Here is a 22,547-nt window from a genome sequence, read left to right as displayed (position 1 = left end):
ACCGGTCCCCGAACGACTTCGAGGACCGTCACACCGCCGCCCTCACCGCGGCATGATCACCCAAACCAAAACTGTCCGGGAAACCGGGTCAGGCTCCCGCGCGCCTGGTTGACGATCAGGTGCGGGAACTCGCTGAGGCCGTGCGGGTCGTCCGGCGGCCGCTCCCCGCGGACGATGCGCGACGGGTCCTGCGGGTCCGGGTGCCAGAAGCACATCTCGGTGATCCGGTACGCCTCCTCGGCGATCCGGCCCGCGAAGCCGAACGCCTGGAACGTCTCGACACTGCGCGCCTGGATGCCGTCGGCCTGCCCGACCCGCAGCCGGCCGTCGCGGCGCTCGACGACGCGCGTGTGCACCTCGGGGAACTGCGCGAGCTGCGCGGCGGCGATCATCCCGGCCGGCCCCGTGCCCACGATCAGCACGTCGACCTCGTCCGGGAGCTCGGCCGGGCGGTCGAGGCCGATGCCTGCGGCGGGCTGGACGCGGGGGTCGCCCGAGACGTACCCGTGGTGGTGGAACTGCATGCGACCGACTCCCCTGACGCCGATGTCGAGGTGGATGGATCGTATATGATGGCTCGTCGCAGCGGCAACGAGGCCCTGCGGTCGCACGCCACGGGAGGGTCCGCGCATGCCGACGGTCTCCGCGCACGTCGCGGTCACGCTCGCCGCCCACGTCGACCACGTCTTCGGCGTCATGGGCAACGGCAACGCGTACGTGCTCGACACGCTCGAGCGCCGCACGAGCGCACGCTTCACGCCCGTCCGGCACGAGGCCGGCGCGGTCGTCGCGGCGGACGCGTTCCACCGCGCGTCGGGCCGGCTCGCGGCCGCCACGACGACGTACGGCGCGGGCTTCACCAACACGCTCACGGCGCTCGCCGAGGCCGTCCAGGCGCACGTCCCGCTCGTCCTCGTCGTCGGCGACGAGCCGACGTCCGGACCGCGCCCGTGGGACGTCGACCAGATCGCGATGGCCTCGGCCGTCGGTGCTCGCACCTACACCGTCGGCCGCGCGGACGCCGCCGCGACCACCGTCATCGCGGTCGAGCACGCGCTCACCTACCGCGTGCCGACCGTGCTCGCGATCCCGTACGACGTCGCGACGCTCGAGGTGGGGCCCGTCCCGGAGACGCCCTCACCGCGCCTGCCCGAGCCGCTCGTGCCGCGCGGGCCGTTCGCCGACGGCGTCGTGCGCGAGATCGCCGCGGCGCTCGCGACCGCGCGCCGGCCCCTGCTCCTCGCGGGCCGCGGCGCCTGGGTCGCCGACGCCGGCAAGGTGCTCGGCGAGCTCGCCGACGCCACGGGCGCGCTCACCGTCACCTCGGCGCTCGGGCGGGGCGTGTTCCCGCGGCCCGAGTTCGACCTCGGCGTCGCGGGCGGCTTCGGTGCGGCGGGCGCGATGGCGCTCGTGCGCGAGGCGGACGTCGCGGTCGTCCTCGGCGCGTCCCTCAACCAGTTCACGATGCGCTTCGGCGAGCTCTTCTCGCCCGGTACGCGCGTCTTCCAGGTCGACGTCGCACCGGCCGCGACGCACCCGCACGTCGGCGGGTACGTGCGCGGGGACGTCGCGGCGGTCGCCGAGGCGGTCCTGCGCGAGCTCACCGCGCTCGGCGACGGTCCGGCACCCCTCGGTCAGCACGGCGCTCCGCGTGCGGACGCCACGCCGTGGCGCGAGACGGTCGACGTCGCCTCCGCGCGGCGGCACGAGCCCGGCGACGGCGTCGCACCCGACGGACGCCTCGACCCGCGCTCGGCCGCCGCCCGGATCGCGGAGCTCCTGCCCGAGGACCGGGTCGTCGTCTCCGACGGCGGGCACTTCCTCGGCTGGTCGAACATGTACTGGCCCGTCGCCTCGCCCGACCGCACCGTCATGGTCGGCACCGCGTTCCAGGCCATCGGGCTCGGCTTCCCGAGCGTCGTCGGCGCCGCGATGGCGCGGCCCGACGCGACGGTCGTGCTGACGACCGGCGACGGCGGCGGGCTCATGGCCCTGTCGGACCTCGAGTCGGCCGTGCGGGTCGCGGGCGGACGCGGGCTCGCCGTCGTCTGGAACGACGGCGCGTACGGCGCCGAGGTCCACCACTACGGGCGCAAGGGCCTGGCGCGCGAGCCGATGCTCATCCCCGACGTCGACTTCGCGGGCGTCGCGCGCGCGCTCGGGGCCGACGGCGTCGTCGTCCGGACCGTCGAGGACCTCGACGTCCTGGCGACCTGGGCCGCGCGACCCGCGGCACGGCGGCCGTTCCTGCTGCTCGACCTGCGGGTCTCGGCCACCGTGGTCGCACCGTTCTACGAGGAGATCGCGAGGGTCAGCGCATGACGGACGACGCAGACCTCACCGGGACCCCCCGGGCAGCCGGGGCAGCCCGGGCCCCCGCCCCCGGCGGGCCCGCCGTCACGGACCCCCGGTTCGCGCCGCTGCCCCAGCGGCCCGGCAAGGTCCTCGCGGTGCACCTCGCCTACTCCTCGCGCGCGGACCAGCGCGGCCGCAGCCCCGCGCACCCGTCCTACTTCCTCAAGCCGTCGAGCTCGCTCGCGGCGGGCGGCGGGACCGTCGAGCGCCCCGCGGGCACCGAGCTGCTCGCGTTCGAGGGCGAGGTCGCGCTCGTCATCGGCACCGCCGCGCGGCGCGTGCCCGTCGAGCGGGCGTGGGAGCACGTCGCGTGGGTCACGGCCGCGAACGACCTCGGCGTCTACGACCTCCGTGCGAACGACCGCGGCTCCAACGTCCGCTCCAAGGGCCGCGACGGGTTCACGCCGATCGGCCCGCGCCTGCTCGACGCGCGCTCGCTCGACCCGGACGGGCTCCGGGTCCGGACGTGGGTGGGCGGCGAGCTGCGCCAGGAGGACACGACCGCGGGCATGATCTTCCCGCTCGCGCAGCTCGTCGCCGACCTGTCCCAGCACCTCACGCTCGAGCCGGGCGACGTGGTCCTGACCGGGACCCCGGCCGGCTCGTCGGTGATCGTCCCCGGCGACGTCGTCGAGGTCGAGGTCGACGCGCCGAACGCCCCGGGCGCACCGAGCACGGGCCGCCTCGTCACGACGGTCACGCAGGGCACGCACGCCTTCGACGGCACGCTCGGCTCGCTCCCGGCCGTCGACGACGTCCAGCGCGCCGAGGCGTGGGGGTCGCGCGCGGCGGCGGGGCTCCCGCCCGAGCCCCCGGCCGACGACGCAGCCGGCGTCGTGCCCGGCGCCGCACCGGACACCGCGCCGGACACCGCACCGGACACCGCAACCGGCGCCGCACCCGCGGTCGCGCGCCCCGCCCTCGCACCCGAGCTCCGCGAGCGGCTGACCCGCACCCCCGTCGCGGCGATCAGCGCACAGCTGCGCCGGCGCGGCATCGACGACGTGCACGTCGACGGCGTCCGCCCGGTGCTGCCCGGCACGAGGCTCGTCGGCACCGCGCGCACGCTGCGCCTCGTGCCGCACCGCGCCGACCTGTTCGCGAGCCACGGCGGCGGCTACAACGCGCAGAAGCGCGCGTTCGACTCGCTCGGCGAGGGCGAGGTGCTCGTCATCGAGGCGCGCGGCGAGGCGGGCTCCGCGACGCTCGGCGACGTGCTCGCGCTGCGAGCCAGGGTCCGGGGTGCCGCGGGGGTCGTGACCGACGGCGGGGTGCGCGACCACGCCGCCGTCGCGGCCGTCGGGCTCCCCGTCTGGTGCCGCGGACCGCACCCCGCGGTGCTCGGGAGGCGGCACGTGCCGTGGGACACCGACGTCACGGTCGCGTGCGGCGGCGCGACCGTCCAGCCGGGCGACGTCGTCGTCGCGGACGAGGACGGCGTCGTCGTCGTGCCGCGCGCGATGGTCGAGGAGGTCGTCGACGCGGCCCTCGCGCAGGAGGACGAGGACGCCTGGGTCGCCGACCAGGTCGCCGCGGGCCACCCCGTCGACGGCCTGTTCCCCATGGACGCCACGTGGCGCGCGCGCTACGACGCGTGGCGGGCGGGCCGATGACGACGACGGACCCGGCGACGGCGTCGCGCAGCAAGTCCCAGCGCGCGTACGACTGGCTGCACGAGCGCATCGCCGCCCGCGAGTACGCGCCGGGCTACCGCCTCGTCCTCGCGACGATCGCCGCGGAGCTCGACATGAGCGTCGTGCCCGTGCGCGAGGCGATCCGCCGGCTCGAGGCACAGGGGCTCGTGACGTTCGAGCGCAACGTCGGCGCGCACGTCGCGATGATCGACGACTCGCAGTACCGGCACAGCATGGCGACGCTCGGCGTGCTCGAGGGTGCCGCGACGGCGCTGGCGGCACCGCACCTCACCGCCGACGACCTGCGCCGCGCGCGCGCCGTCAACGACCGCCTGGTCGCGACGCTCGACGACTTCGACCCGCACGCGTTCACCGCGCTCAACCAGGAGTTCCACGCGGTGCTGTTCGCGCCGTGCCCCAACCCGCGCCTGCTCGACCTCGTCACCGCGGAGTGGGCGCGGCTGCGTCAGCTGCGCGACTCGACCTTCACGTTCGTGCCCGGCCGCGCGCAGGAGTCGGTGCGCGAGCACGAGGAGCTCGTGCGGCTCCTCGAGGCGGGCGCGCCGCTCGCCGACGTCGAGCGCGCCGCGCGCGAGCACCGCTCGGCCACCCTCACCGCCTACCTCGCCCACGAGCACCCGGGAGCGCACGCATGAGCACGCCAGACCGGCCCGAGACCCGCCCCGAGACCCGGCCGGGGAGCCGGCCCGGAAGCCAGCCGGTGAGCACCGACCACCGACCCTCGGGCCTCCCCGAGCGCCTGCGCCACTACGTCGACGGCGAGCACGTCGACTCGCTCGACGGCACGACGTTCGAGGTCCTCGACCCGACGACCTGCGAGGGGTACGTCCACGCCGCCGCCGGGAAGGCGGCCGACGTCGACCGCGCCGTCGCCGCCGCACGCCGGGCGTTCGACGAGGGCCCGTGGCCGCGGATGCTGCCCCGCGAGCGCTCGCGCGTGCTGCACCGCGTCGCGGACATCGTCGAGTCCCGCGACGCCCGGCTCGCCGAGCTCGAGAGCTTCGACTCCGGGCTGCCGATCACGCAGGCGCTCGGCCAGGCGCGGCGCGCAGCGGAGAACTTCCGGTTCTTCGCCGACCTCGTCGTCGCGCAGACCGACGACGCGTACAAGGTCCCGGGTCGGCAGATCAACTACGTCAACCGCAAGCCGATCGGCGTCGCGGGCCTCATCACGCCGTGGAACACCCCGTTCATGCTCGAGTCGTGGAAGCTCGGCCCCGCGCTCGCCACCGGCAACACGGTGGTGCTCAAGCCCGCCGAGTTCACGCCCCTCTCGGCGTCCCTGTGGGCGGGGATCTTCGAGGAGGCGGGCCTGCCGCGCGGCGTGTTCAACCTCGTGAACGGCCTGGGCGAGGAGGCGGGCGACGCGCTCGTGAAGCACCCGGACGTGCCGCTCATCTCGTTCACGGGCGAGAGCAGCACGGGTCGCACGATCTTCGCCAACGCCGCACCGCACCTCAAGGGCCTGTCGATGGAGCTCGGCGGCAAGTCGCCCGCCGTGGTCTTCGCCGACGCGGACCTCGACGCCGCGATCGACGCGACGATCTTCGGCGTCTTCTCGCTCAACGGCGAGCGCTGCACCGCGGGCAGCCGGATCCTCGTCCAGCGCGAGGTGTACGACGAGTTCGTCGAGCGGTACGCGGCGCAGGCGGCGCGCGTCGTCGTCGGCCCGCCGCACGACCCGCGCACCGAGGTGGGCGCGCTCGTGCACCCCGAGCACTTCGCGAAGGTCATGCGGTACGTCGAGATCGGGAGGACGGAGGGACGGCTCGTCGCGGGCGGCGGCCGACCCGACGGGTTCCCGACCGGCAGCTACGTCGCGCCGACGGTGTTCGCCGACGTGCCGCCCGATGCGCGGATCTTCCAGGAGGAGATCTTCGGCCCCGTCGTCGCGATCACGCCGTTCGACACCGAGGAGGAGGCGCTCGCGCTGGCCAACGGCGTGCGGTACGGCCTCGCCGCGTACGTCTGGACCGACGACCTGCGGCGCGCCCACACGTTCGCCCAGGCGGTCGAGTCCGGGATGGTCTGGCTCAACAGCAACAACGTGCGCGACCTGCGGACGCCGTTCGGCGGCGTCAAGGCGTCGGGCCTGGGCCAGGAGGGCGGCTACCGCTCGATCGACTTCTACACGCACCAGCAGGCCGTGCACGTGACGTTGGGGGCCGCGCACCACCCGACGTTCGGCAGAGCCGACGCGCAGACGGTGGAGGGCTGACATGACCGCACCCGTCCCGGGCCCCGGGTCCGGCCCGGCCGCCGACCGGATCCCGACGCCGTCGTCGCCCCCGCCGGACGTCGTGCGGTGCGCGTCGATGGAGCTCGTCGTGACCGACCTCGCGGCGTCGCGCGCGTTCTACGTCGACGTCCTCGGGCTCGTCGTGACCGAGGAGGACGACGACGCCGTCTACCTGCGCACGCTCGAGGAGTTCATCCACCACAACCTCGTGCTGCGCCGGGGGCCGGTGGCGGCGTGCGCGGCGTTCTCCTACCGCGTGCGCACGCCCGAGGACCTCGACCACGCGGTCGCGTTCTACACCGAGCTCGGGTGCCGGGTCGAGCGGCGTCCGGAGGGCTTCGTGCGCGGCGTCGGGGACTCGGTCCGCGTCGAGGACCCGCTGGGCTTCCCGTACGAGTTCTTCCACGACGTCGAGCACGTCGAGCGCCTCGCGTGGCGCTACGACCTGCACACGCCCGGGGCGCTCGTGCGGCTGGACCACTTCAACCAGGTCACGCCTGACGTCCCGCGCGCGGTCGCGTTCATGGAGAGCCTCGGCTTCCGGGTCACCGAGGACATCCAGGACGCCGAGGGCACGACGTACGCCGCGTGGATGCGCCGCAAGCCCACCGTGCACGACACCGCGATGACGGGCGGCGACGGGCCGCGCATGCACCACATGGCGTTCGCGACGCACGAGAAGCACAACATCATCGCGATCTGCGACCGGCTCGGGGCGCTGCGGCTGTCCGACCGGATCGAGCGCGGCCCGGGCCGGCACGGCGTCTCCAACGCGTTCTACCTCTACCTGCGCGACCCGGACGGCCACCGCGTCGAGATCTACACGCAGGACTACTGGACGGGCGACCCGGACAACCCCGTCGTCACGTGGGACGTGCACGACAACCAGCGCCGCGACTGGTGGGGCAACCCGGTCGTCCCGTCCTGGTACACCGAGGCGTCGCTCGTGCTCGACCTCGACGGCAACCCGCAGCCCGTGGTCCCGCGCGTCGAGGCGAGCGAGATGGCCGTGACCATCGGTGCGGACGGGTTCTCCTACACGCGCCCCGACGACGACGCCGACGCGCTGCCGTCGTGGAAGCAGGGCGAGTACAAGCTCGGGCACCAGCTGTGACCCGGACGCTCCCGGCCGACGAGGTCGCGGCGGTCGCCGACGAGCTCGCCGCGGCCGAGCGCGACCGGACCACCGTGCCGCTGCTCACGGCACGCCACCCGGGCATGACGGTCGACGACGCGTACGCGGTGCAGGCCGAGTGGCGCCGCCGCGCCGTCGCCGCGGGGCGCGCCCCCGTGGGCCGCAAGATCGGGCTCACGTCGAAGGTCATGCAGGCCGCGACGGGCATCGACGAGCCCGACTACGGCGCGATCCTCGCGGACATGGTCGTCCCGAGCGGTGCGGACGTCGAGCACGCGCGGTTCTCGAACGTCCGCGTCGAGGTCGAGCTCGCGTTCCGGCTCGCGGCCCCGGTCGGCCCGGGTGCGACGGTCGACGACGTGCTCGCCGCGACCGAGTACGTGGTGCCCGCGCTGGAGATCCTCTCCTCGCGCATCGAGCTCGCGGGGCGCACGATCGTCGACACGATCAGCGACAACGCCGCCATGGGGGCCATGGTGGTCGGCGACACGCACGTCGCGCCGCACGACGTCGACCTGCCGTGGGTGTCGGCCGTGCTGCGCCGCGGGGACGACGTCGAGGAGTCGGGGGTCGCGGCCGCCGTGCTCGGCCACCCGGCGCGCGGGGTCGCGTGGCTCGCCGACAAGCTCGCGCAGCACGGCGACCGGCTCGGGGCCGGTGAGATCGTGCTCGCGGGGTCGTTCACGCGACCCGTCTGGGTGCACCGCGGGGACACCGTGCGTGCCGACTTCCGAGAGCTGGGGACGGTCTCGTGCCACTTCGTCTGAACCCGACGTTCCGTGAGGTCCTCGCCGCGCGCGCAGCCGGTGACGGGCGCGCGCTGGTCGGGATGTGGGTGTGCTCGGGCAGCGCGTTGGTCGCCGAGGTGTGCGCCGGGTCGGGCGTCGACTGGGTGCTCGTCGACATGGAGCACTCCCCCAACGGGCTCGAGTCGGTCCTCGGCCAGCTCCAGGCGGTCGCGGCGTACCCCGTGACGCCCGTGGTGAGGGTCCCGATCGGCGACGTCGTGACGATCAAGCAGGTGCTCGACGTCGGCGCGCAGAACCTCCTGGTCCCGATGGTGTCCTCCGCCGACGACGCGCGCGCGGCCGTGGAGGCGGTGCGGTACCCGCCGCGCGGCCGGCGCGGCGTCGGGTCGGCCCTCGCCCGCTCGGCGCGGTGGGGACGCGTCGAGGGGTACGTCGACGACGCCGACGAGCACGTGTCGCTCGTCGTGCAGGTCGAGACCGCCGAGGGCGTCGAGGCGGCGGGCGAGATCGCGGCGGTCGAGGGGGTGGACGGCGTGCTCGTCGGGCCGGCCGACCTGTCCGCGTCGATGGGGCTGCGCGGTCAGCAGCGGCACCCCGACGTCGTCGCAGCCGTGCTGCGGACGTTCGAGGCGGTGCGCGCCGCCGGGAAGCCCGTGGGTGTCAACGCGTTCGAGCCCGACGCGGCACGCGGGTACGCGGACGCCGGGGCGTCGTTCGTCGCCGTCGGCGCCGACGTGACGCTGCTGGCACGCGGGTCGGAGGCGCTCGCGCGGGTCCTCGCGGACGACGGGGAGCGGTAGGCAGCGCGGCCCTCGGCGGCCCGTTCCGGGGAGACGCGTGCAGGAGCCAGGCGCACGCGACCTGACCCTCACCGGCCTGGGCGCCGCTCGTCGGTCGCGGTCGCTACCGTCGGGGGATGGCGCGTGCGGTACCGGAGCGGATCCTGGCCGCGGTCGAGTCGCTCGACCTGCGGCCCGACGCGCGCGTGCTCGAGGTCGGCTGCGGGACCGGCGTCGCGGCCGAGCTCGTGTGCCGCCTCGTGCCCGAGGGGCACGTCACCGCGCTCGACCGCTCCGCGACGGCCGTCACGCACGCCGAGCGGCGGCTCGCGCGCTGGACCGCGGCGGGCGTCGCCGACGTCGCCGAGCGCGACCTCGCGACGTTCCACGGTGACGGACGTCCGTACGACGTCGTGCTCGCGATCAACGTGAACGCCTTCTGGACGGGTCCCGCGACCGAGGAGGTCGCCCGCCTCGACGAGCTGCTGACCGACGACGGCGCCGTGCACCTGTGGTTCGAGGCCCCGCCCGGCGGGGACGCCGCGAGCGCGGGCGCCGCGGCGCGCGACGCGCTCGACGCGGGCAGCTTCGACGCCGGGCTGGAGAGCGTGGGTGCGCTCGCCCACGTCACCGGCCGACGACGACGGTGAGCGCGGTCCCCGGCGCCGTCGGGCGCGGGGACCGCCCAACGCCCCCCGCGTGACCTCGCGGCCGAGCCCCTACGCTGCCGCGTTGTGAACGAGCTCGCCCACGGTGCCCGCCTCCTCCTGCACGGCTGGGCCTTCTGGCGACGGCGCCCGACGGCGATGGCGTGGGGCCTGGTCCCCGCGGCGATCGCCGGGCTGCTCGTCGTCGGGGTCCTGGTCGTGCTCGTGCTCAACCTCGACCGGCTCGGGGACACCCTGACCGGGTTCGCCGACACGTGGCCGGCCGTGTGGCAGGGCGTCGTCGACCTCGCGGTCAAGGCGCTGCTGCTCGCCGCCGCCGTCGTGCTCGTCGTCGTGAGCTTCACGGGGTTGACGCTCGCGATCGGCGAGCCGTTCTACGACCGCATCTGGCGGGCGGTCGAGGTCGCCGAGACCGGTGAGGTGCCCTCGGGCGACACGGGCTTCTGGCGCGGCGCCGTCGACGGCCTCGTGATGGTGCTGCGCGGGCTCGCGGTCGCCGTCGTCGCCGGGCTCGTGGGGCTGGTGCCGCTCGTGGGGACGGTGCTCGGCTGGGTGGTCGGCGTGCTGCTCACGGGCTGGGTCCTCGCGCACGAGCTCACGACGAGGGCCCTCATCGCGCGCGGGATCGACCGGTCCGAGCGCAACCGCCTGCTGCGCGCGCACCGGCTGCGCGCCGTCGGCTTCGGGGCGGCCACGCAGCTGTGCTTCCTCGTCCCGGGCGGCGCGGTCGCGACCATGCCGGCCGCCGTCGTCGGGTCGACGCTGCTCGCGCACAGCATGCTCAGGGCGCCGGCCGGCGAGGGCGGCGCCACGCACGGGACCGCGGCGGCCGACGCCTGAGCCGGGCCTGAACCGACACCCTCGGGCGCACGTCTGTGCATCTTGCGGCCGGGTGGGTGCGGGACGCGGAGTCCGGACCTAGCGTGCGAACGGCGACGCAACGAGGCGCCGCAGGGGACGGCCCGCTCCCACGCGGGCCGGTGAGGAGCACAACCATGGTTCTCGGACCACGCAGTCGACGTCGCGCGAGAGGGGTGGCCCTCGTGGCCGCCGCCGCGCTCGCCGTCCCCCTCATGACGGTCGCCGGCCCCGCCGCGGCGGCCCCGGTCGCGCTCGACATCTCCGACGAGCTCGCCGAGGCCACCGGCCTCACGGACGTCGTCGGACCGCTGCCCGTCTCGCAGACGTCGTACCCGTTCGGCGCGGCCGACCACCAGCTGGTCCCCCAGGACCTCGACAAGGTCGGCTACGTCGAGGAGGAGTACCTCGTCAGCGGCCTCGCGAACGTCTACACGTGGCCCGAGGACGGCCCGGCCGAGGTCGTCACCGCGGACGCCCCGTACACCACGCGCGTGCTCGTCCGGCGGCCCGCCAAGGAGCAGCACTTCAGCGGCAACGTCGTCGTCGAGATGCTCAACCCGTCGAACCTCTTCGACCTCAACATCGGCTGGGCGCTCATGCACGAGCAGATCGTCCACAGCGGCGACGCGTGGGTCGGGATCACGGCCAAGCCCATCGCGGTGGACGCGCTGCAGACGTTCGACCCCGAGCGCTACGGCGCGCTGTCCTGGGCCAACCCGCTGCCGCTCGACGACCCGGCCAACTGCCTCGTCGTCGCGGCCGACAGCGACCGCAGCACCGAGAACGGCCTCGTGTGGGACATGTACACCCAGGTCTCGCAGTGGCTGCGCAGCGACGACGCGAGCAACCCGCTGACCTACGGCGACGGCACCTCGGCCGTCGAGTACGCCTACGGCTTCGGGTACTCCCAGACCGGCGGGTACCTCGTGAACTACATCAACGCCGTGCGGCCGCTCGTCGTCGAGGAGACGGGTGAGCAGCCCTACGACGGGTACGTCGTCGGTGTGGCCGGCGGGGCCTTCGCGGGCGCCTACCCCATGAACCAGTGCGAGCCCAGGCCTCCGAGCGACGACCCGCGCCGTCAGATCCAGGACGTCGGCGTCCCGGTGATGCGGATCATGTCCCAGTCGGACTACCTCGCCGGGATCGGGTCGCGCCGTCCCGACAGCGACGAGCCCGGCGACCTCTACCGCCACTACGAGATGGCCGGCGCGGGTCACGCGACGCCCGACGAGCTCTACTACTCGGCCGCGCCCGAGGACATCGTCCAGGCCGGGCGCACCGTCCCGCCGATGGCGTGCGACCAGGGTCCGCGCAGCCGCTTCCCGAGCGACGTGTTCTTCAACGCCGCACTGCAGAACCTCGACCTGTGGGTGCGCGAGGGCGTCGCACCGCCGCGCGCCGAGCCGATCCTCGTCGAGGACGGCGCACCCGTGCTGGACGAGTTCGGGAACGTCGTCGGCGGGTGGCGCACGCCGTACCTCGAGGTGCCGACGAGCACCTGGTACGGCACCGCCACGGGCGCGTCGTTCTGCTTCATCGCCGGCTGGGAGGACCCGTTCGACCAGGCGACGCTCGACGCGCTCTACCGCAACCACGGCACGTACGTGCGGGCCGTGAACGAGAGCGTCCGCGAGCTCGAGGAGCAGCGGTTCCTCACGTCCTACGACGCCCGCCAGATCCGCCGTGAGGCGGCGAGGTCGGACATCCCGTGACGTGACGCCGGGCCGGGCCGGGCACCCACCGCTGGGTGCCCGGCCCGGTACCGCATCCCGACCCTGCCCGGAGGAGGACGCCCGTGACCGACGCCGACGACGGGCCGACGCCCGCCCGCGAGCGCGTGACCTACGAGAGCTGCGCGCACGTCGAGGGCCCGTTCTTCCACGGGACCAGGTCGGTCGTGGCGCCCGGGACGGAGCTCGTGCCGGGGTACGGCTCGAACTTCGAGGACGGCCGCGTCTCGAACCACATCTACTTCACCGGGCTCGTCCCCACCGCCGCGTGGGGGGCGCAGCTCGCGACCGCGCTCGCGGGGGCCGAGGGGAACGGTCGGGTCTACGTCGTCGAGCCCCTGGGCCCCTTCGAGGACGACCCGAACGTCACCGACAAGCGGTTCCCCGGCAACCCCACGCAGTCGTACCGGACGCGTGACGCGTTGCGCGTCGTCACCGAGCTCGAGGACTGGGAGCCCCACCCGCCCGACGCCCTCCGGGCGATGCTCGACAGCCTCGCGCGCCTGCGCGAGCAGGGCCTCGACGTCATCGAGGACTGAGCGCGCCGCACCCGCTCAACCTTTCGGGCCGCCGAGCCGTTGGAGGGTCATGAGGGGCAGGTGAGGGGCCGATGAGGGGAACCGAGGCGACGGGCACGCCGGCCGCCGGCACGCCCGCCGCCGTCCCACCCACCCCGCGACCCGACGGCCCCGCGGAGCACGCCGTCGTCGTCCGCGACGGACGGGGCGACCCCGACGCCGACTTCGGCGCGTTCGTGCGCGCCGCCGCACCCGAGCTCGGACGCGTGGCCTGGTACCTGTGCGGCGACCCGGTCCGCGCTCAGGACCTCCTCCAGCACGCGCTGCTGCGCACGTACCTCGCGTGGGGTCGCGTGCACGACGGCGACCCGGTCGCCTACACGCGGCGCGTGCTCGCCAACGCGCGGATCGACACGTGGCGCAAGGACCGCCGCGAGACCCTCACCTCCCCGGACGCGATGCCCGACCCGTCCGCCGACGACGGCGCGGCCGCACGCGCCGAGCGCGACCGGCTCGGGCGGGCGCTGCGGGCGCTGCCGACGCAGCAGCGACGCGTCGTCGCGCTGCGCCACCTCGTCGGGCTGACCGAGGCCGAGACGGCGGCCGAGCTCGGCGTGTCCCTGGGCACCGTGAAGTCCACCGCGTCGCGCGGGCTCGCGCGCCTGCGGGAGCTGCTCGCCGAGGACCCCGGCGCGACGCCGGCACCGCGACCGACCGCACCGACGTCGCCACGCACCCACCCGACCGGACCCACGCACGACGGGAGCGCACCATGACCGGACACGGGATCGGGTCGCGCGGCAGGCACGGGACCCGAGGCACCGACGGCACCGACGGCACGGAGGACCTGCGCGCGCGCTTCGAGGACGTCGCGCCCGTCATCCTGGTCGACCCCGAGCCGGTCGTCCGACGGGGACGACGGCGCCGCGCGGCCGTGCGGGCGCTCTCGGGCCTCGGCGTGGTCGCGGCCGTGCTCGCCGTCGTCCTCGTCGTCCGGCCGGGTGGCGGCGGCGGAGGACCCGCCGTGACGGGCCCACCCCCGGCGGAGCCGAGCCGGCCGGTCGCGATCCAGGTCGCGCCCGCCGTGGTCGAGCCCGGCGGCGTGGTCACGGTCGTGCTCGTGGCGAGCGAGGCGAACGACCTGACCTTCGGCGTGGACGCCGAGGTCGAGCGCTGGGACGGGAGCCGCTGGCGGCGCGCGGGCGTCACGATGCTGTGCCTCGTCGAGTGGCAGTGCGTCGGCGAGGTCGTCGGCCGGATCGACGCCCAGCCCGACATCGGGCTGGGCGCGACGCCCGGCGAGCCCGGGCTCGCGACGGTCCTGAGCACCGAGGGCCTCGACGACGGCTGGTACCGGCTCGTGCAGCGCCCGTACCGCGGCGACGTCGCGACGGGGGTGTTCGAGGTCCGCACCGGTGCGGGCGCCGCGCCGCCGCAGCCGCCGTCGGACGAGGAGCGGCTCACCGTCGACCCCGTGATCGTCCCGGTCGAGGGCGGGCTCGTCCGCGTCGCGACCCAGGTCCCCGCGGGACCGGACGGCACGCTGACGGCGGAGGACATCGAGGCGGTCGACTCCGCGCTCGACCCGTCCGCGGTCGTCCAGCGGTGGACCGACGGCGCCTGGGTCGACGTGGTCGACGTGCCCGTCCGCGAGCGCGAGTCCGACCTCGGCGTCGAGTGGGGGTCGCCCGTCGCGCTCCCCGCGCTCGACGAGGGCTCGTACCGGGTGGTCCGTGCGAGGCCGGGCGGCTCCCCGCTGTGGGGCGTGTTCACGGTGACCGCGACGGCTCCCCCGCTCGAGCAGCCCGACGACGACGCTGCCGACGACGGCGCGCAGGACGACGACGCCCAGGACGACGGCGCCCCCGACCCGGCCGACGGCAGTCCGGACGCGGGCGACGTCGTCGGCGAGGACGCCTTCGCACCCGATCACCCGGTGTGCGCCGAGCAGCCCGGTCGCTGCCTCCTGGAGGCGTGGTGGCGGGACGTCACCGCCACGGTGGACGTCGAGCGGGGCGGCGGCGACCACGACTACGGGGTCCTGCTCACGGACTCCGTGCCGCTGGGCGACGGGTCGCTGTGGCTCACGCTGTTCCCCGCCGAGGCGCCGCCCGCGGTCGTGCCCCAGCCCGCCGTGGTCGGGAGCACCCGGGTGGGTGACGCGACCGTCGAGGTGGGGCGCTGGCCCGACGACGTCGGCGGTGGCGACGCGCGGCGCGTCACGTGCGGCGGCTTCGTGCTCCACACGTCGTCGACGGACGTCGCGGCGGACGAGGTCGACCAGGTCGTCGCCGCGCTCGCGGCCGCGATGCAGCCGTGCCCGGCCGACGTCGCGGCCCTCGCGGCGCGCTACCCCGCGTACCCGCCCGTGCCCTGACCCGAGCGACGGGCAGGGCCACGGGCACGGGCACGGGCACGGGCACGGGTACCCGCACCCGCTCAGAGCGGCTGGACGCGCTCCGACGCCGACGGCTCGAGCGCGTCTCGCACCGCGCTGCGCGTCGACTCGCGCACGACGAGGCGGGTCGGCAGGGGCGTGTCGGTCGTCTCCTCCTGGTCCTCCTCGAGCGTGACGAGGAGCTTCTGCACCATGAGGGCGCCGAGCGCGCTGAAGTCCTGCCGCACCGTCGTCAGCGGCGGGTAGAGGAACGCGGCCTCGGGGATGTCGTCGAACCCCACGACGCTGATGTCCTCCGGGACGCCGAGCGACCGCTCGCGCAGCGCCGACAGGAGCCCGAGCGCGGTGAGGTCGTTCGACGCGAACACCGCCATGCCGGGCTCGAGGTCCATCTCGCGGCCCAGCCGGTAGCCGGCCTCGGCCGTCCAGTCGCCGTACGCGAGGTCCACGACCGGGAGCCCGCGCTCCGCGAGCTCGTCGCGCCAGCCGCGCACGCGCTCGACCGCGTCGGCCGCCCGCGCGGGGCCGGCGATGTGCGCGATCCGCGTGTGGCCGAGCTCGGCGAGGTGCCGCACCGCGGCGCGCGCCCCGCGGTACTGGTCGATCTGGACGAGCAGCGGGCTGCGGCGCGACGACGACGCCGCGGCGACGACGGGCACCGACAGGTCGAGCTCGCGCACCATCTCGAGCACGCCGATGTCCATGACGATCATCGCGATGCCGTCGACGCGCCGTCGCAGGAGCCCCTCGATCGCGGCCCGGACCCCGCCCGGGTCGTCGTCGACGACGGCCACCGTGTCGACGCTGTACCGCGCGGCGTGCGCGGCGATCGAGAAGCTCATGCCGATCCGGGTGGGCCCGTGGTCCGACACGGCGGGCGCGATGAGGCCGAGGGTGCGCGTGCGGCGCGACACGAGCGAGCGGGCGGCCGGCGACGGGCTGTACCGCAGCTGCGCGATGGCGTGCTCGACGCGCTCACGCGTCGCGGGCCGCACGTTCGGCAGGTCGTTGAGCACGCGCGAGACGGTCTGGTGCGAGACACCCGCGAGCCGCGCGACGTCGAAGATGTTGGCGGCGCGGGGAGCCTTGTCGTCGGCCACCGTCAGTCCTCCTGCTCGTCGGGGCTCGCGACGAGCGCAAGGAGCGAGTCGACGGTGAGCTCCGCCGAGGGCAGCGTGTCGACGAGCCGGCCCTCGCGCAGGATCGCGACGCGGTCGCCGACCCGGAGGACCTCCTCGAGCTCGGCCGAGATGAACACGACCGAGAGCCCGTTGTCCGCGAGCTCGCCGACGAGGTTCTGGATCTCGACCTTCGCGCCGACGTCGATGCCGCGCGTGGGCTCGTCGAGCACGAGCACGCGCGGGGCGAGCGCGAGGAGCCGGGCCAGCAGCACCTTCTGCTGGTTGCCGCCCGAGAGGGTGCCCGCGGGTCGGTCCAGGTCGGCGGGTCGGATGCCGAGCGCCTCGACCCAGCTCTGCGCGAGCTCGCGCTGGCGTGCGGGCCGCATGCGCCGCAGGACGCCGCGCTGGGCCTGGACCGAGAGCGTGATGTTCTCCAGCACGGACAGCTCGCCGAGGATGCCCTCGGCCAGGCGGTTCTCCGACGAGTAGACGACGCCCAGCTGGATCGCCGTGCGGGGCGAGTCCAGGTCGACGGGCGTCCCCTCGATCCGGACGATCCCCGCCTCGAGGCGCGAGACGCCGGTCAGGGCCCGCGCGAGCGCGGTGCGCCCGGACCCGAGCAGGCCCGCGACGCCGACGACCTCGCCCTCGGCCAGGTCGACGTCGACCGGCGTGAGGTCGGGCGCCGACGCGATGCCGCGTGCGCTGAGGAACGCCTCGGTCCCGGGCTCGTCGTCGACCGGGACGCGTCGTCGTGCCTTGAAGTCGGAGACGTCGCGCCCGAGCATCTTCTGGACGAGGTCGATGCGCAGGAGCTGGCGCGTGAGGTACTCGCCGACGAGGTGGCCGTCGCGCAGCACGGTCACGCGGTCGCAGATCTCGTAGACCTGGTCCAGGAAGTGCGACACGAAGAGGATCGCGACGCCGCGCGACGACAGCTCACGGATGACCCGGAACAGCTCGGCGACCTCGTCGAGGTCGAGGCTCGACGTGGGCTCGTCGAGCACGAGGACGCGCACGTCGGTCGAGATGGCGCGCGCGATCGCGACGAGCTGCTGGACGGCGACGGGGTGCGAGCCGAGCGCCGAGCCGGGGTCGAGGTCGAGCCCCAGGTCGAGGAGGATCTCGCGCGCCCGCTCGCGCATGAGCCGCTGGCTGAGCACGCCGTGGCGCCGGGGCTCCCGGCCGAGGAGGACGTTCTCGGCGACGGAGAGGTTCGGCAGGAGCTCGACCTCCTGGTACACGGTGCTGATGCCCGCGCGCTGCGCGTCGTGCGGACCCGCGAACCGGACCGGGGTGCCGTCGAGCGTGAGCGTGCCCGCGTCGAGCGGCAGCACGCCCGTGATCGCCTTGATCAGCGTCGACTTGCCCGCACCGTTCTCGCCCATCAGCGAGTGCACCTCGCCGGGGAACATGCGGAACGAGACGTCGTCGAGGGCCGCGTCTGCACCGAAGCGGACCGTCGCCCCGGTCAGCTCGAGCAGCGGCAGCGCCCCGTCCATCTCGCCATTATCGCGAGACGGACGGGGCGCGGCGTCCACCGCCCCCTGCGCGGCGGCTATCGGCGTCGCTCCGCCCGGGCGACGATGGCCCGCTGGATGACGATGAAGAGGAGCAGGAGCGCCCCCACGATGATCTGCATCCACGACTGCTCGGCGCCCATGAACGAGATGATCGTCTTGATCGTCCCGAAGACGGCGACGCCCACGAGCGTCCCGAGCACGTAGCCGCGGCCCCCTGTGAGCAGGGTCCCGCCGATGACGACGGCCGCGATCGCGTCGAGCTCGGTGCCGATCCCGTTGCGCGGGTAGCCGGCGCCCGAGTAGGCCGTGAGCACGAGGCCCGCGAGCCCGCCGCAGAACCCGCTGATGACGTACACGGCGACCTTGGTGCGGGCGACGTCCAGACCCATGAGCCGCGCGGACTGCTCGTTGCCGCCGATCGCGTAGACCGTCCGGCCGAACCGCGTGAGGTGCAGCGTGAACGCGGCGAGCGCGACGACGACGAGCGCGAGGATGCCGGTCGGCGTGATGTACCAGTCGCCGAGCCGGATCCGGTTCTGCTGGAGCCACAGCACGCCGGTGTCCTCGACGCGGATCGACGACAGGCTCACGACGAACGCGAGACCGCGGGCCAGGAACAGCCCCGCGAGCGAGGCGATGAACGGCTGCACGTCGAAGTACTGGACGAGGACCCCGATGAGCAGCCCGATCGCGGACCCGCCGGCGAGCATGACCGTCACCGCGAGCCACGCGGGCACGCCGGACCCGAGCAGCTGGGCACCGAGGATGCCCGTGAACGCCATGACCGAGCCGACCGAGAGGTCGATGCCACCCGTCAGGATCACGAACGTCATGCCGACCGCGAGGATCAGCAGGTACGCGTTGTCGAGCAGGAGCGAGGAGATCGTCCGCGGCGTCACGAAGTCGCCGCGCAGCGAGGCCTCGGCACCGACGAGCAGCAGCGCGAGGATCACGAGCGCCGCGAACGTCGGCGTCATCGCGGCGTGCCTGCTCATGAACGTCCGGGTCGCGGCCGAGACGCGCTCGAGGCGCTCCGTCCGGCCCTCCGTCACCGTCGCGGTCATGCCGCCACCTCCGTCCGTCGGCCGGTCACGGCCTCGTGCTTGCTCGGTCCCGGCGGTCCGGTCGGTCCGTCCCGTCCGGGTCGCCGCACCATGCCGAACGCGCCCCGGACCCGCTTCGACTGGACCATGACCACGACGACGACGACGAGCGCGAAGAACACGGGGCTCTGCGCGGACGGGACGCCGAGGAAGAGGATCGTCGACTCGAGGGTCTGGATGACGAGCACCCCGATGACCGTGCCGGCGACCGAGAACTTGCCGCCCGCGAGCGACGTCCCTCCGAGCACGACCGCGAGGATCGCGTAGAGCTCGATGAACAGGCCCGCGGCGTTCGCGTCGGCGGCCTTGATGTTCGAGGCGTAGACGATGCCCGCGACGCCGGCGAGCGCACCGCTGAGCACGTACGCGCCCCACACGATGCCGCGTGACCGGACGCCCGCGAGGCGGCTGGCCTCGGGGTTGATGCCGACCGCCTCGGTCAGGACGCCCAGCGCGGTGCGCCGCTCGACGAGCGCGATGACCGCGACGGCGACGACCGAGATGACGAGCGCGAACGGCACGAGCGTGAGGTACCCGCTCGCGATGTAGGAGAACGGGTCGGAGTTGACCGTGGTGATGAACCCGCCGGTGATGAGCAGCGCGACGCCGCGTCCGGCGAGCATGAGCACGAGTGTCGCGATGATCGGCTGGATGCCCAGCACGGCGACGAGGAACCCGTTCCACACGCCCAGCACGAGCGCGACCGCGATCGCCGTCGCGACCGCGACGAGGACCGTCCCGAGGTTGCCCGGGTCGTCCGACCCGTCGATGACCGTGAGCGCGACCGCGCCCGAGACCGCCATGATCGCGCCGACCGAGAGGTCGATCCCCCGCGTCGCGATGACGATCGTCATGCCGAGCGCCACGAGCATGAGCGGTGCGCTGTTGCGCAGGATGTCGATGAGCGCGCCGTAGAGCTCGCCGTCACGCATCGTGATCGACAGGAACCGCGGACGCGCGATCGAGTTGACGGTGACGAGCGCGACGAGCGCCGCGGCCGGCCAGAACAGCCGGTGCTTCCAGAAGGTGGTCACGCCGCACTCCCCTTGCCCTCGTTGGCCAGGTAGTCGATGAGGCCGTCCAGGTCGACCTCGGCCGAGTCGAGCTCCCCGATCTTGCGGCGGTCCCGCAGCACGGCGATCCGTTGCGCCAATCGAAGCACCTCCTCCAGCTCGGACGAGATGAAGACCACGGCGAGTCCCTTGGCCGACAGCTCGGAGACCTTGCGCTGGATGTCGGCCTTCGCGCCGACGTCGATCCCGCGCGTGGGCTCGTCCAGGACGAGCAGCTCCGGTGCGGTCGCGAGCCAGCGCGCGAGCAGCACCTTCTGCTGGTTGCCGCCGGACAGGTTGCCGACGACGGCGTCCGGGTTGGCCGGCCGCACGCCGAGGGCCTCGATGTACTCGGCGACGATCGCGTCGCGTTCCGAGCGGCGCATCTTGCGCGCCCACCCGCGGCGCGCCTGGACGCCCAGGACGATGTTCTCCGCGACCGTCAGGTCGGCGATGATCCCCTCGCCGCGGCGGTCCTCGGACGAGAACGCGATGCGGTGGTCGATCGCGTGCCGCGGCGTCGTCATGCGCGCGGGCCGGCCGTGCACGGAGACGTGGCCGGTGTCGGCGCGGTCGGCCCCGTACAGGAGGCGGACCAGCTCGGTGCGGCCCGAGCCCAGCAGGCCCGCGAGGCCGACGACCTCGCCGGGGTAGACCTCCAGGTCCGCGGGCTCGAGGACCCCGCGCCTGCCGATCCCCTCGGCGCGCAGCACGGGCTCGCCCGACCGGTCGACCTCCCGGCGCGCCGTGCCCGACAGCGCCTCGAGGTCGTCGAGCGCGCGCCCGATCATCTCGGTGACGAGCACGTCGCGCGGCAGCGAGGCAGCGAGGTGCTCACCGACGAGCGAGCCGTTGCGCAGCACCGTGATCCGGTCCGAGATCTCGTAGACCTGGTCCAGGAAGTGCGAGACGAAGAGGATCGCGACGCCCTTGGCGCGCAGGTCGCGGATGACGCCGAACAGCTGCTCGACCTCGTCGCGGTCGAGGCTCGAGGTGGGCTCGTCCAGGACGAGCACCTTCGCGTCCAGCACCATCGCGCGGCTGATCGCGACGAGCTGCTGGATCGCGATCGAGTGCGACGACAGGAGCGAGCGCGGGTCGATGGTCAGGCCGAGGCCCCGGAGGTGACGCGCGGCCTCGGCGTGCGTCGCGCGCCAGTCGATCGTGCGTCCGCGTCGCCGCTCGTGGCCGAGCATGACGTTCTCGCCGACCGTGAGGTTCGTGCAGAGGTTGACCTCCTGGTACACGGTCGAGATGCCGGCGGCCTGCGCGTCCGCGGTGGACGTGAAGGTGCGCTCCTCGCCGCCGACGGTGATGGTCCCCCCGTCGACGCGGTAGACGCCCGTGAGGGCCTTGATGAGGGTGGACTTGCCGGCGCCGTTCTCACCCATGAGCGAGTGGACCTCGCCCGGGCGGAGCAGCAGGTCGACGTGGTCGAGCGCGAGCACCCCCGGGAACCGGATGGTGATGCCGCGCATCTCGACGACGTACGGGGAGCTGTCCGCTGCGGTCTGCGTCGATGTGGCCGCTGCGGGGTCCGCAGAGGTGTCCGCTGACATGTGGGGCTGCTTTCCTCGTCGGTCGCGGGGCGGCGACGTCGGACCTGGGGCCGACGTCGCCACCCCGCTGCTCGGTGTGACGGTCCGACCGGTCAGTACTTGCGGTCGGGCAGCGCCTCCTCGGCGGCGGCCTGGTCGAAGGCCTGGTCCTCGACGATCGTGCGCTTGTCGACCTCCTCGCCGTCGAGCACGGCCTTCACGAGCTCGGCGGCCTTCTCGCCGAGCAGCGGGTTGCACTCGACGATGTAGTTGATCTTGCCGTCCACGAGCGCCTGCATGCCGTCGCGGACCGCGTCGATCGTGATGATCTTGATGTCCTCGCCCGGCACGGCACCCGCGGCCTCGATGGCCTCGATCGCGCCGAGGCCCATGTCGTCGTTGTGCGCGTAGACCAGGTCGATCCCGTCGACGCCGTACTTCTGGAGGAAGCCCTCCATGACCGACTTGCCGCCGTCGCGCGTGAAGTCGCCCGTCTGCGAGTCGATCTTCTCGATCGGCGTGCCCTCGATGGCGGCGTCGAAGCCCTCGGCACGGTCGTTGGCCGGGGCGGAGCCCGTGGTGCCCTCGAGCACGACCATCGTGGTGGGCTCGGTGAAGTTCTCCGCGGCCCACTCGCCGGCCTTCTGGCCCTCGAGCTTGAAGTCGAGGCCGACCCACGTGGCGTAGAGGTCCTCAGACGCCGTGACCGTGCGGTCCTCGAGGATCACCGGGATGTCGGCGTCCTGCGCCTCCTGCAGGACGTCGTCCCAGCCGTCCTCGACGATCGGCGCGATGACGATCGCGTCGACGCCCTGGTTGATGAACGACCGCACCGCGGCGATCTGGGCGGCCGGGTCGTTGTCGGCCGCGTTGAAGACGAGCTCGAAGCCGTTCTCCTCGGAGAACGCCTCCTTCATGGACTCGGTGTTGGCGCTGCGCCACCCGCTCTCGGAGCCGGTCTGCGCGAAGCCGACCGTGATGACGTCGTCGCCTCCGCCACCGCCGCCCGAGCCGGCCGCGACGTCGTCGCCACCGTCAGAGCCGCATGCCGAGAGCCCGAGCGTCACGGCACCGAGCAGCGCCAGTCCGGACAGAACCTTGTTCCGCATCTCCAAAACCT

The 22,547-nt window shown here is 74.2% G+C and carries 19 protein-coding genes and 1 pseudogene; 13 read left to right on the top strand and 7 right to left on the bottom strand.

Going from position 1 to position 22,547, the window contains the following annotated elements; translation table 11 throughout:
* Positions 1-98 precede the first annotated feature (98 nt).
* Positions 99-524 (bottom strand): annotated as a pseudogene (locus tag IEV86_RS09925) (FAD-dependent monooxygenase); the annotation flags it as partial.
* A gap of 106 nt (positions 525-630) precedes the next feature.
* Here IEV86_RS09925 and IEV86_RS09920 point away from each other — a divergent pair.
* From IEV86_RS09920 to IEV86_RS09860, 13 genes are all read left to right on the top strand, one after another.
* Positions 631-2,322: a thiamine pyrophosphate-binding protein gene (locus tag IEV86_RS09920; protein ID WP_043602269.1), complete on the top strand. Its 1,692-nt coding sequence runs from the start codon at positions 631-633 to the stop codon at positions 2,320-2,322.
* Positions 2,319-3,968 (top strand): fumarylacetoacetate hydrolase family protein, encoded by a 1,650-nt coding sequence (locus tag IEV86_RS09915; RefSeq protein WP_081978423.1) that lies wholly within the window; start codon positions 2,319-2,321, stop codon positions 3,966-3,968. Before IEV86_RS09920 ends, IEV86_RS09915 begins: the two co-directional genes overlap by 4 nt.
* Positions 3,965-4,645 (top strand): GntR family transcriptional regulator, encoded by a 681-nt coding sequence (locus IEV86_RS09910; protein ID WP_043602319.1) that lies wholly within the window; start codon positions 3,965-3,967, stop codon positions 4,643-4,645. The genes IEV86_RS09915 and IEV86_RS09910 overlap by 4 nt, the downstream gene beginning before the upstream one ends.
* The gene (hpaE, locus tag IEV86_RS09905; RefSeq protein ID WP_229734588.1) at positions 4,642-6,228 is read left to right on the top strand and encodes a 5-carboxymethyl-2-hydroxymuconate semialdehyde dehydrogenase; all 1,587 of its coding nucleotides are present in this window, start codon (positions 4,642-4,644) and stop codon (positions 6,226-6,228) included. The genes IEV86_RS09910 and hpaE overlap by 4 nt, the downstream gene beginning before the upstream one ends.
* A 1-nt stretch (position 6,229) precedes the next feature.
* The gene (gene hpaD, locus IEV86_RS09900) at positions 6,230-7,363 is read left to right on the top strand and encodes a 3,4-dihydroxyphenylacetate 2,3-dioxygenase (RefSeq protein ID WP_052425790.1); all 1,134 of its coding nucleotides are present in this window, start codon (positions 6,230-6,232) and stop codon (positions 7,361-7,363) included.
* Positions 7,360-8,151, top strand: a complete 792-nt coding sequence (locus IEV86_RS09895; protein WP_043602265.1) for a 2-keto-4-pentenoate hydratase — start codon at positions 7,360-7,362, stop codon at positions 8,149-8,151. The genes hpaD and IEV86_RS09895 overlap by 4 nt, the downstream gene beginning before the upstream one ends.
* Complete coding sequence (locus IEV86_RS09890; RefSeq protein WP_043602264.1) at positions 8,136-8,933, top strand: HpcH/HpaI aldolase family protein; 798 nt, start codon at positions 8,136-8,138, stop codon at positions 8,931-8,933. The genes IEV86_RS09895 and IEV86_RS09890 overlap by 16 nt, the downstream gene beginning before the upstream one ends.
* A 116-nt stretch (positions 8,934-9,049) precedes the next feature.
* On the top strand, positions 9,050-9,562 hold the full coding sequence (locus IEV86_RS09885) for an SAM-dependent methyltransferase (protein WP_052425789.1): 513 nt from the start codon (positions 9,050-9,052) through the stop codon (positions 9,560-9,562).
* 84 nt (positions 9,563-9,646) lie between these two features.
* Entirely contained in the window at positions 9,647-10,420 is a 774-nt protein-coding gene (locus IEV86_RS09880) for an EI24 domain-containing protein (protein ID WP_043602262.1), read from the top strand.
* A 203-nt stretch (positions 10,421-10,623) separates the two neighbouring features.
* Positions 10,624-12,156, top strand: coding sequence for an alpha/beta hydrolase domain-containing protein (locus tag IEV86_RS09875; RefSeq protein ID WP_152605525.1), 1,533 nt, complete (start codon positions 10,624-10,626; stop codon positions 12,154-12,156).
* Positions 12,157-12,281: 125 nt separating this feature from the next.
* Entirely contained in the window at positions 12,282-12,713 is a 432-nt protein-coding gene (gene arr, locus IEV86_RS09870; protein ID WP_043602314.1) for an NAD(+)--rifampin ADP-ribosyltransferase, read from the top strand.
* Between the two features lie 71 nt (positions 12,714-12,784).
* A complete protein-coding gene (locus tag IEV86_RS09865; RefSeq protein WP_081978422.1) occupies positions 12,785-13,468 on the top strand; it encodes a SigE family RNA polymerase sigma factor in 684 nt (227 codons plus the stop codon).
* Complete coding sequence (locus IEV86_RS09860; RefSeq protein ID WP_052425788.1) at positions 13,465-15,069, top strand: hypothetical protein; 1,605 nt, start codon at positions 13,465-13,467, stop codon at positions 15,067-15,069. The genes IEV86_RS09865 and IEV86_RS09860 overlap by 4 nt, the downstream gene beginning before the upstream one ends.
* Before the next feature lie 62 nt (positions 15,070-15,131).
* Here the strand turns inward: IEV86_RS09860 and IEV86_RS09855 are convergent, their stop codons facing one another.
* The 6 genes from IEV86_RS09855 to IEV86_RS09830 form a co-directional block, all read right to left on the bottom strand.
* Positions 15,132-16,190 (bottom strand): LacI family DNA-binding transcriptional regulator, encoded by a 1,059-nt coding sequence (locus IEV86_RS09855; protein WP_052425787.1) that lies wholly within the window; start codon positions 16,188-16,190, stop codon positions 15,132-15,134.
* Between the two features lie 2 nt (positions 16,191-16,192).
* Positions 16,193-17,713 carry a sugar ABC transporter ATP-binding protein gene (locus tag IEV86_RS09850; RefSeq protein WP_043602255.1) on the bottom strand — a complete coding sequence of 507 codons (1,521 nt, stop codon included), beginning with the start codon at positions 17,711-17,713 and terminating at the stop codon, positions 16,193-16,195.
* Between the two features lie 56 nt (positions 17,714-17,769).
* Entirely contained in the window at positions 17,770-18,798 is a 1,029-nt protein-coding gene (locus IEV86_RS09845) for an ABC transporter permease subunit (RefSeq protein ID WP_043602254.1), read from the bottom strand.
* Positions 18,795-19,871: an ABC transporter permease gene (locus IEV86_RS09840; RefSeq protein ID WP_052425786.1), complete on the bottom strand. Its 1,077-nt coding sequence runs from the start codon at positions 19,869-19,871 to the stop codon at positions 18,795-18,797. Before IEV86_RS09840 ends, IEV86_RS09845 begins: the two co-directional genes overlap by 4 nt.
* Positions 19,868-21,367, bottom strand: a complete 1,500-nt coding sequence (locus tag IEV86_RS09835; RefSeq protein WP_043602252.1) for a sugar ABC transporter ATP-binding protein — start codon at positions 21,365-21,367, stop codon at positions 19,868-19,870. Before IEV86_RS09835 ends, IEV86_RS09840 begins: the two co-directional genes overlap by 4 nt.
* Before the next feature lie 173 nt (positions 21,368-21,540).
* Positions 21,541-22,536 (bottom strand): ABC transporter substrate-binding protein, encoded by a 996-nt coding sequence (locus IEV86_RS09830; RefSeq protein WP_043602251.1) that lies wholly within the window; start codon positions 22,534-22,536, stop codon positions 21,541-21,543.
* Positions 22,537-22,547 lie beyond the last annotated feature (11 nt).

Origin of the sequence: Cellulomonas carbonis (assembly GCF_014636275.1) — a bacterium.
GTDB classification, from domain to species: Bacteria; Actinomycetota; Actinomycetes; order Actinomycetales; family Cellulomonadaceae; genus Actinotalea; species Actinotalea carbonis.
Note: the sequence above shows the minus strand (reverse complement) of the source record. Positions and strands in the feature narration are given on the sequence as shown.

Coding starts and splice junctions, on each gene's coding strand:
- hpaD (WP_052425790.1), top strand. CDS start 6,230: ATGACCGCACCCGTCCCGGGCCCCGGGTCCGGCCCGGCCGCCGACCGG.
- hpaE (WP_229734588.1), top strand. CDS start 4,642: ATGAGCACGCCAGACCGGCCCGAGACCCGCCCCGAGACCCGGCCGGGG.
- IEV86_RS09860 (WP_052425788.1), top strand. CDS start 13,465: ATGACCGGACACGGGATCGGGTCGCGCGGCAGGCACGGGACCCGAGGC.
- IEV86_RS09885 (WP_052425789.1), top strand. CDS start 9,050: ATGGCGCGTGCGGTACCGGAGCGGATCCTGGCCGCGGTCGAGTCGCTC.
- IEV86_RS09915 (WP_081978423.1), top strand. CDS start 2,319: ATGACGGACGACGCAGACCTCACCGGGACCCCCCGGGCAGCCGGGGCA.
- IEV86_RS09845 (WP_043602254.1), bottom strand. CDS start 18,798: ATGACCGCGACGGTGACGGAGGGCCGGACGGAGCGCCTCGAGCGCGTC.
- IEV86_RS09835 (WP_043602252.1), bottom strand. CDS start 21,367: ATGCGCGGCATCACCATCCGGTTCCCGGGGGTGCTCGCGCTCGACCAC.
- IEV86_RS09850 (WP_043602255.1), bottom strand. CDS start 17,713: ATGGACGGGGCGCTGCCGCTGCTCGAGCTGACCGGGGCGACGGTCCGC.
- IEV86_RS09865 (WP_081978422.1), top strand. CDS start 12,785: ATGAGGGGAACCGAGGCGACGGGCACGCCGGCCGCCGGCACGCCCGCC.
- IEV86_RS09910 (WP_043602319.1), top strand. CDS start 3,965: ATGACGACGACGGACCCGGCGACGGCGTCGCGCAGCAAGTCCCAGCGC.
- IEV86_RS09830 (WP_043602251.1), bottom strand. CDS start 22,536: ATGCGGAACAAGGTTCTGTCCGGACTGGCGCTGCTCGGTGCCGTGACG.
- IEV86_RS09920 (WP_043602269.1), top strand. CDS start 631: ATGCCGACGGTCTCCGCGCACGTCGCGGTCACGCTCGCCGCCCACGTC.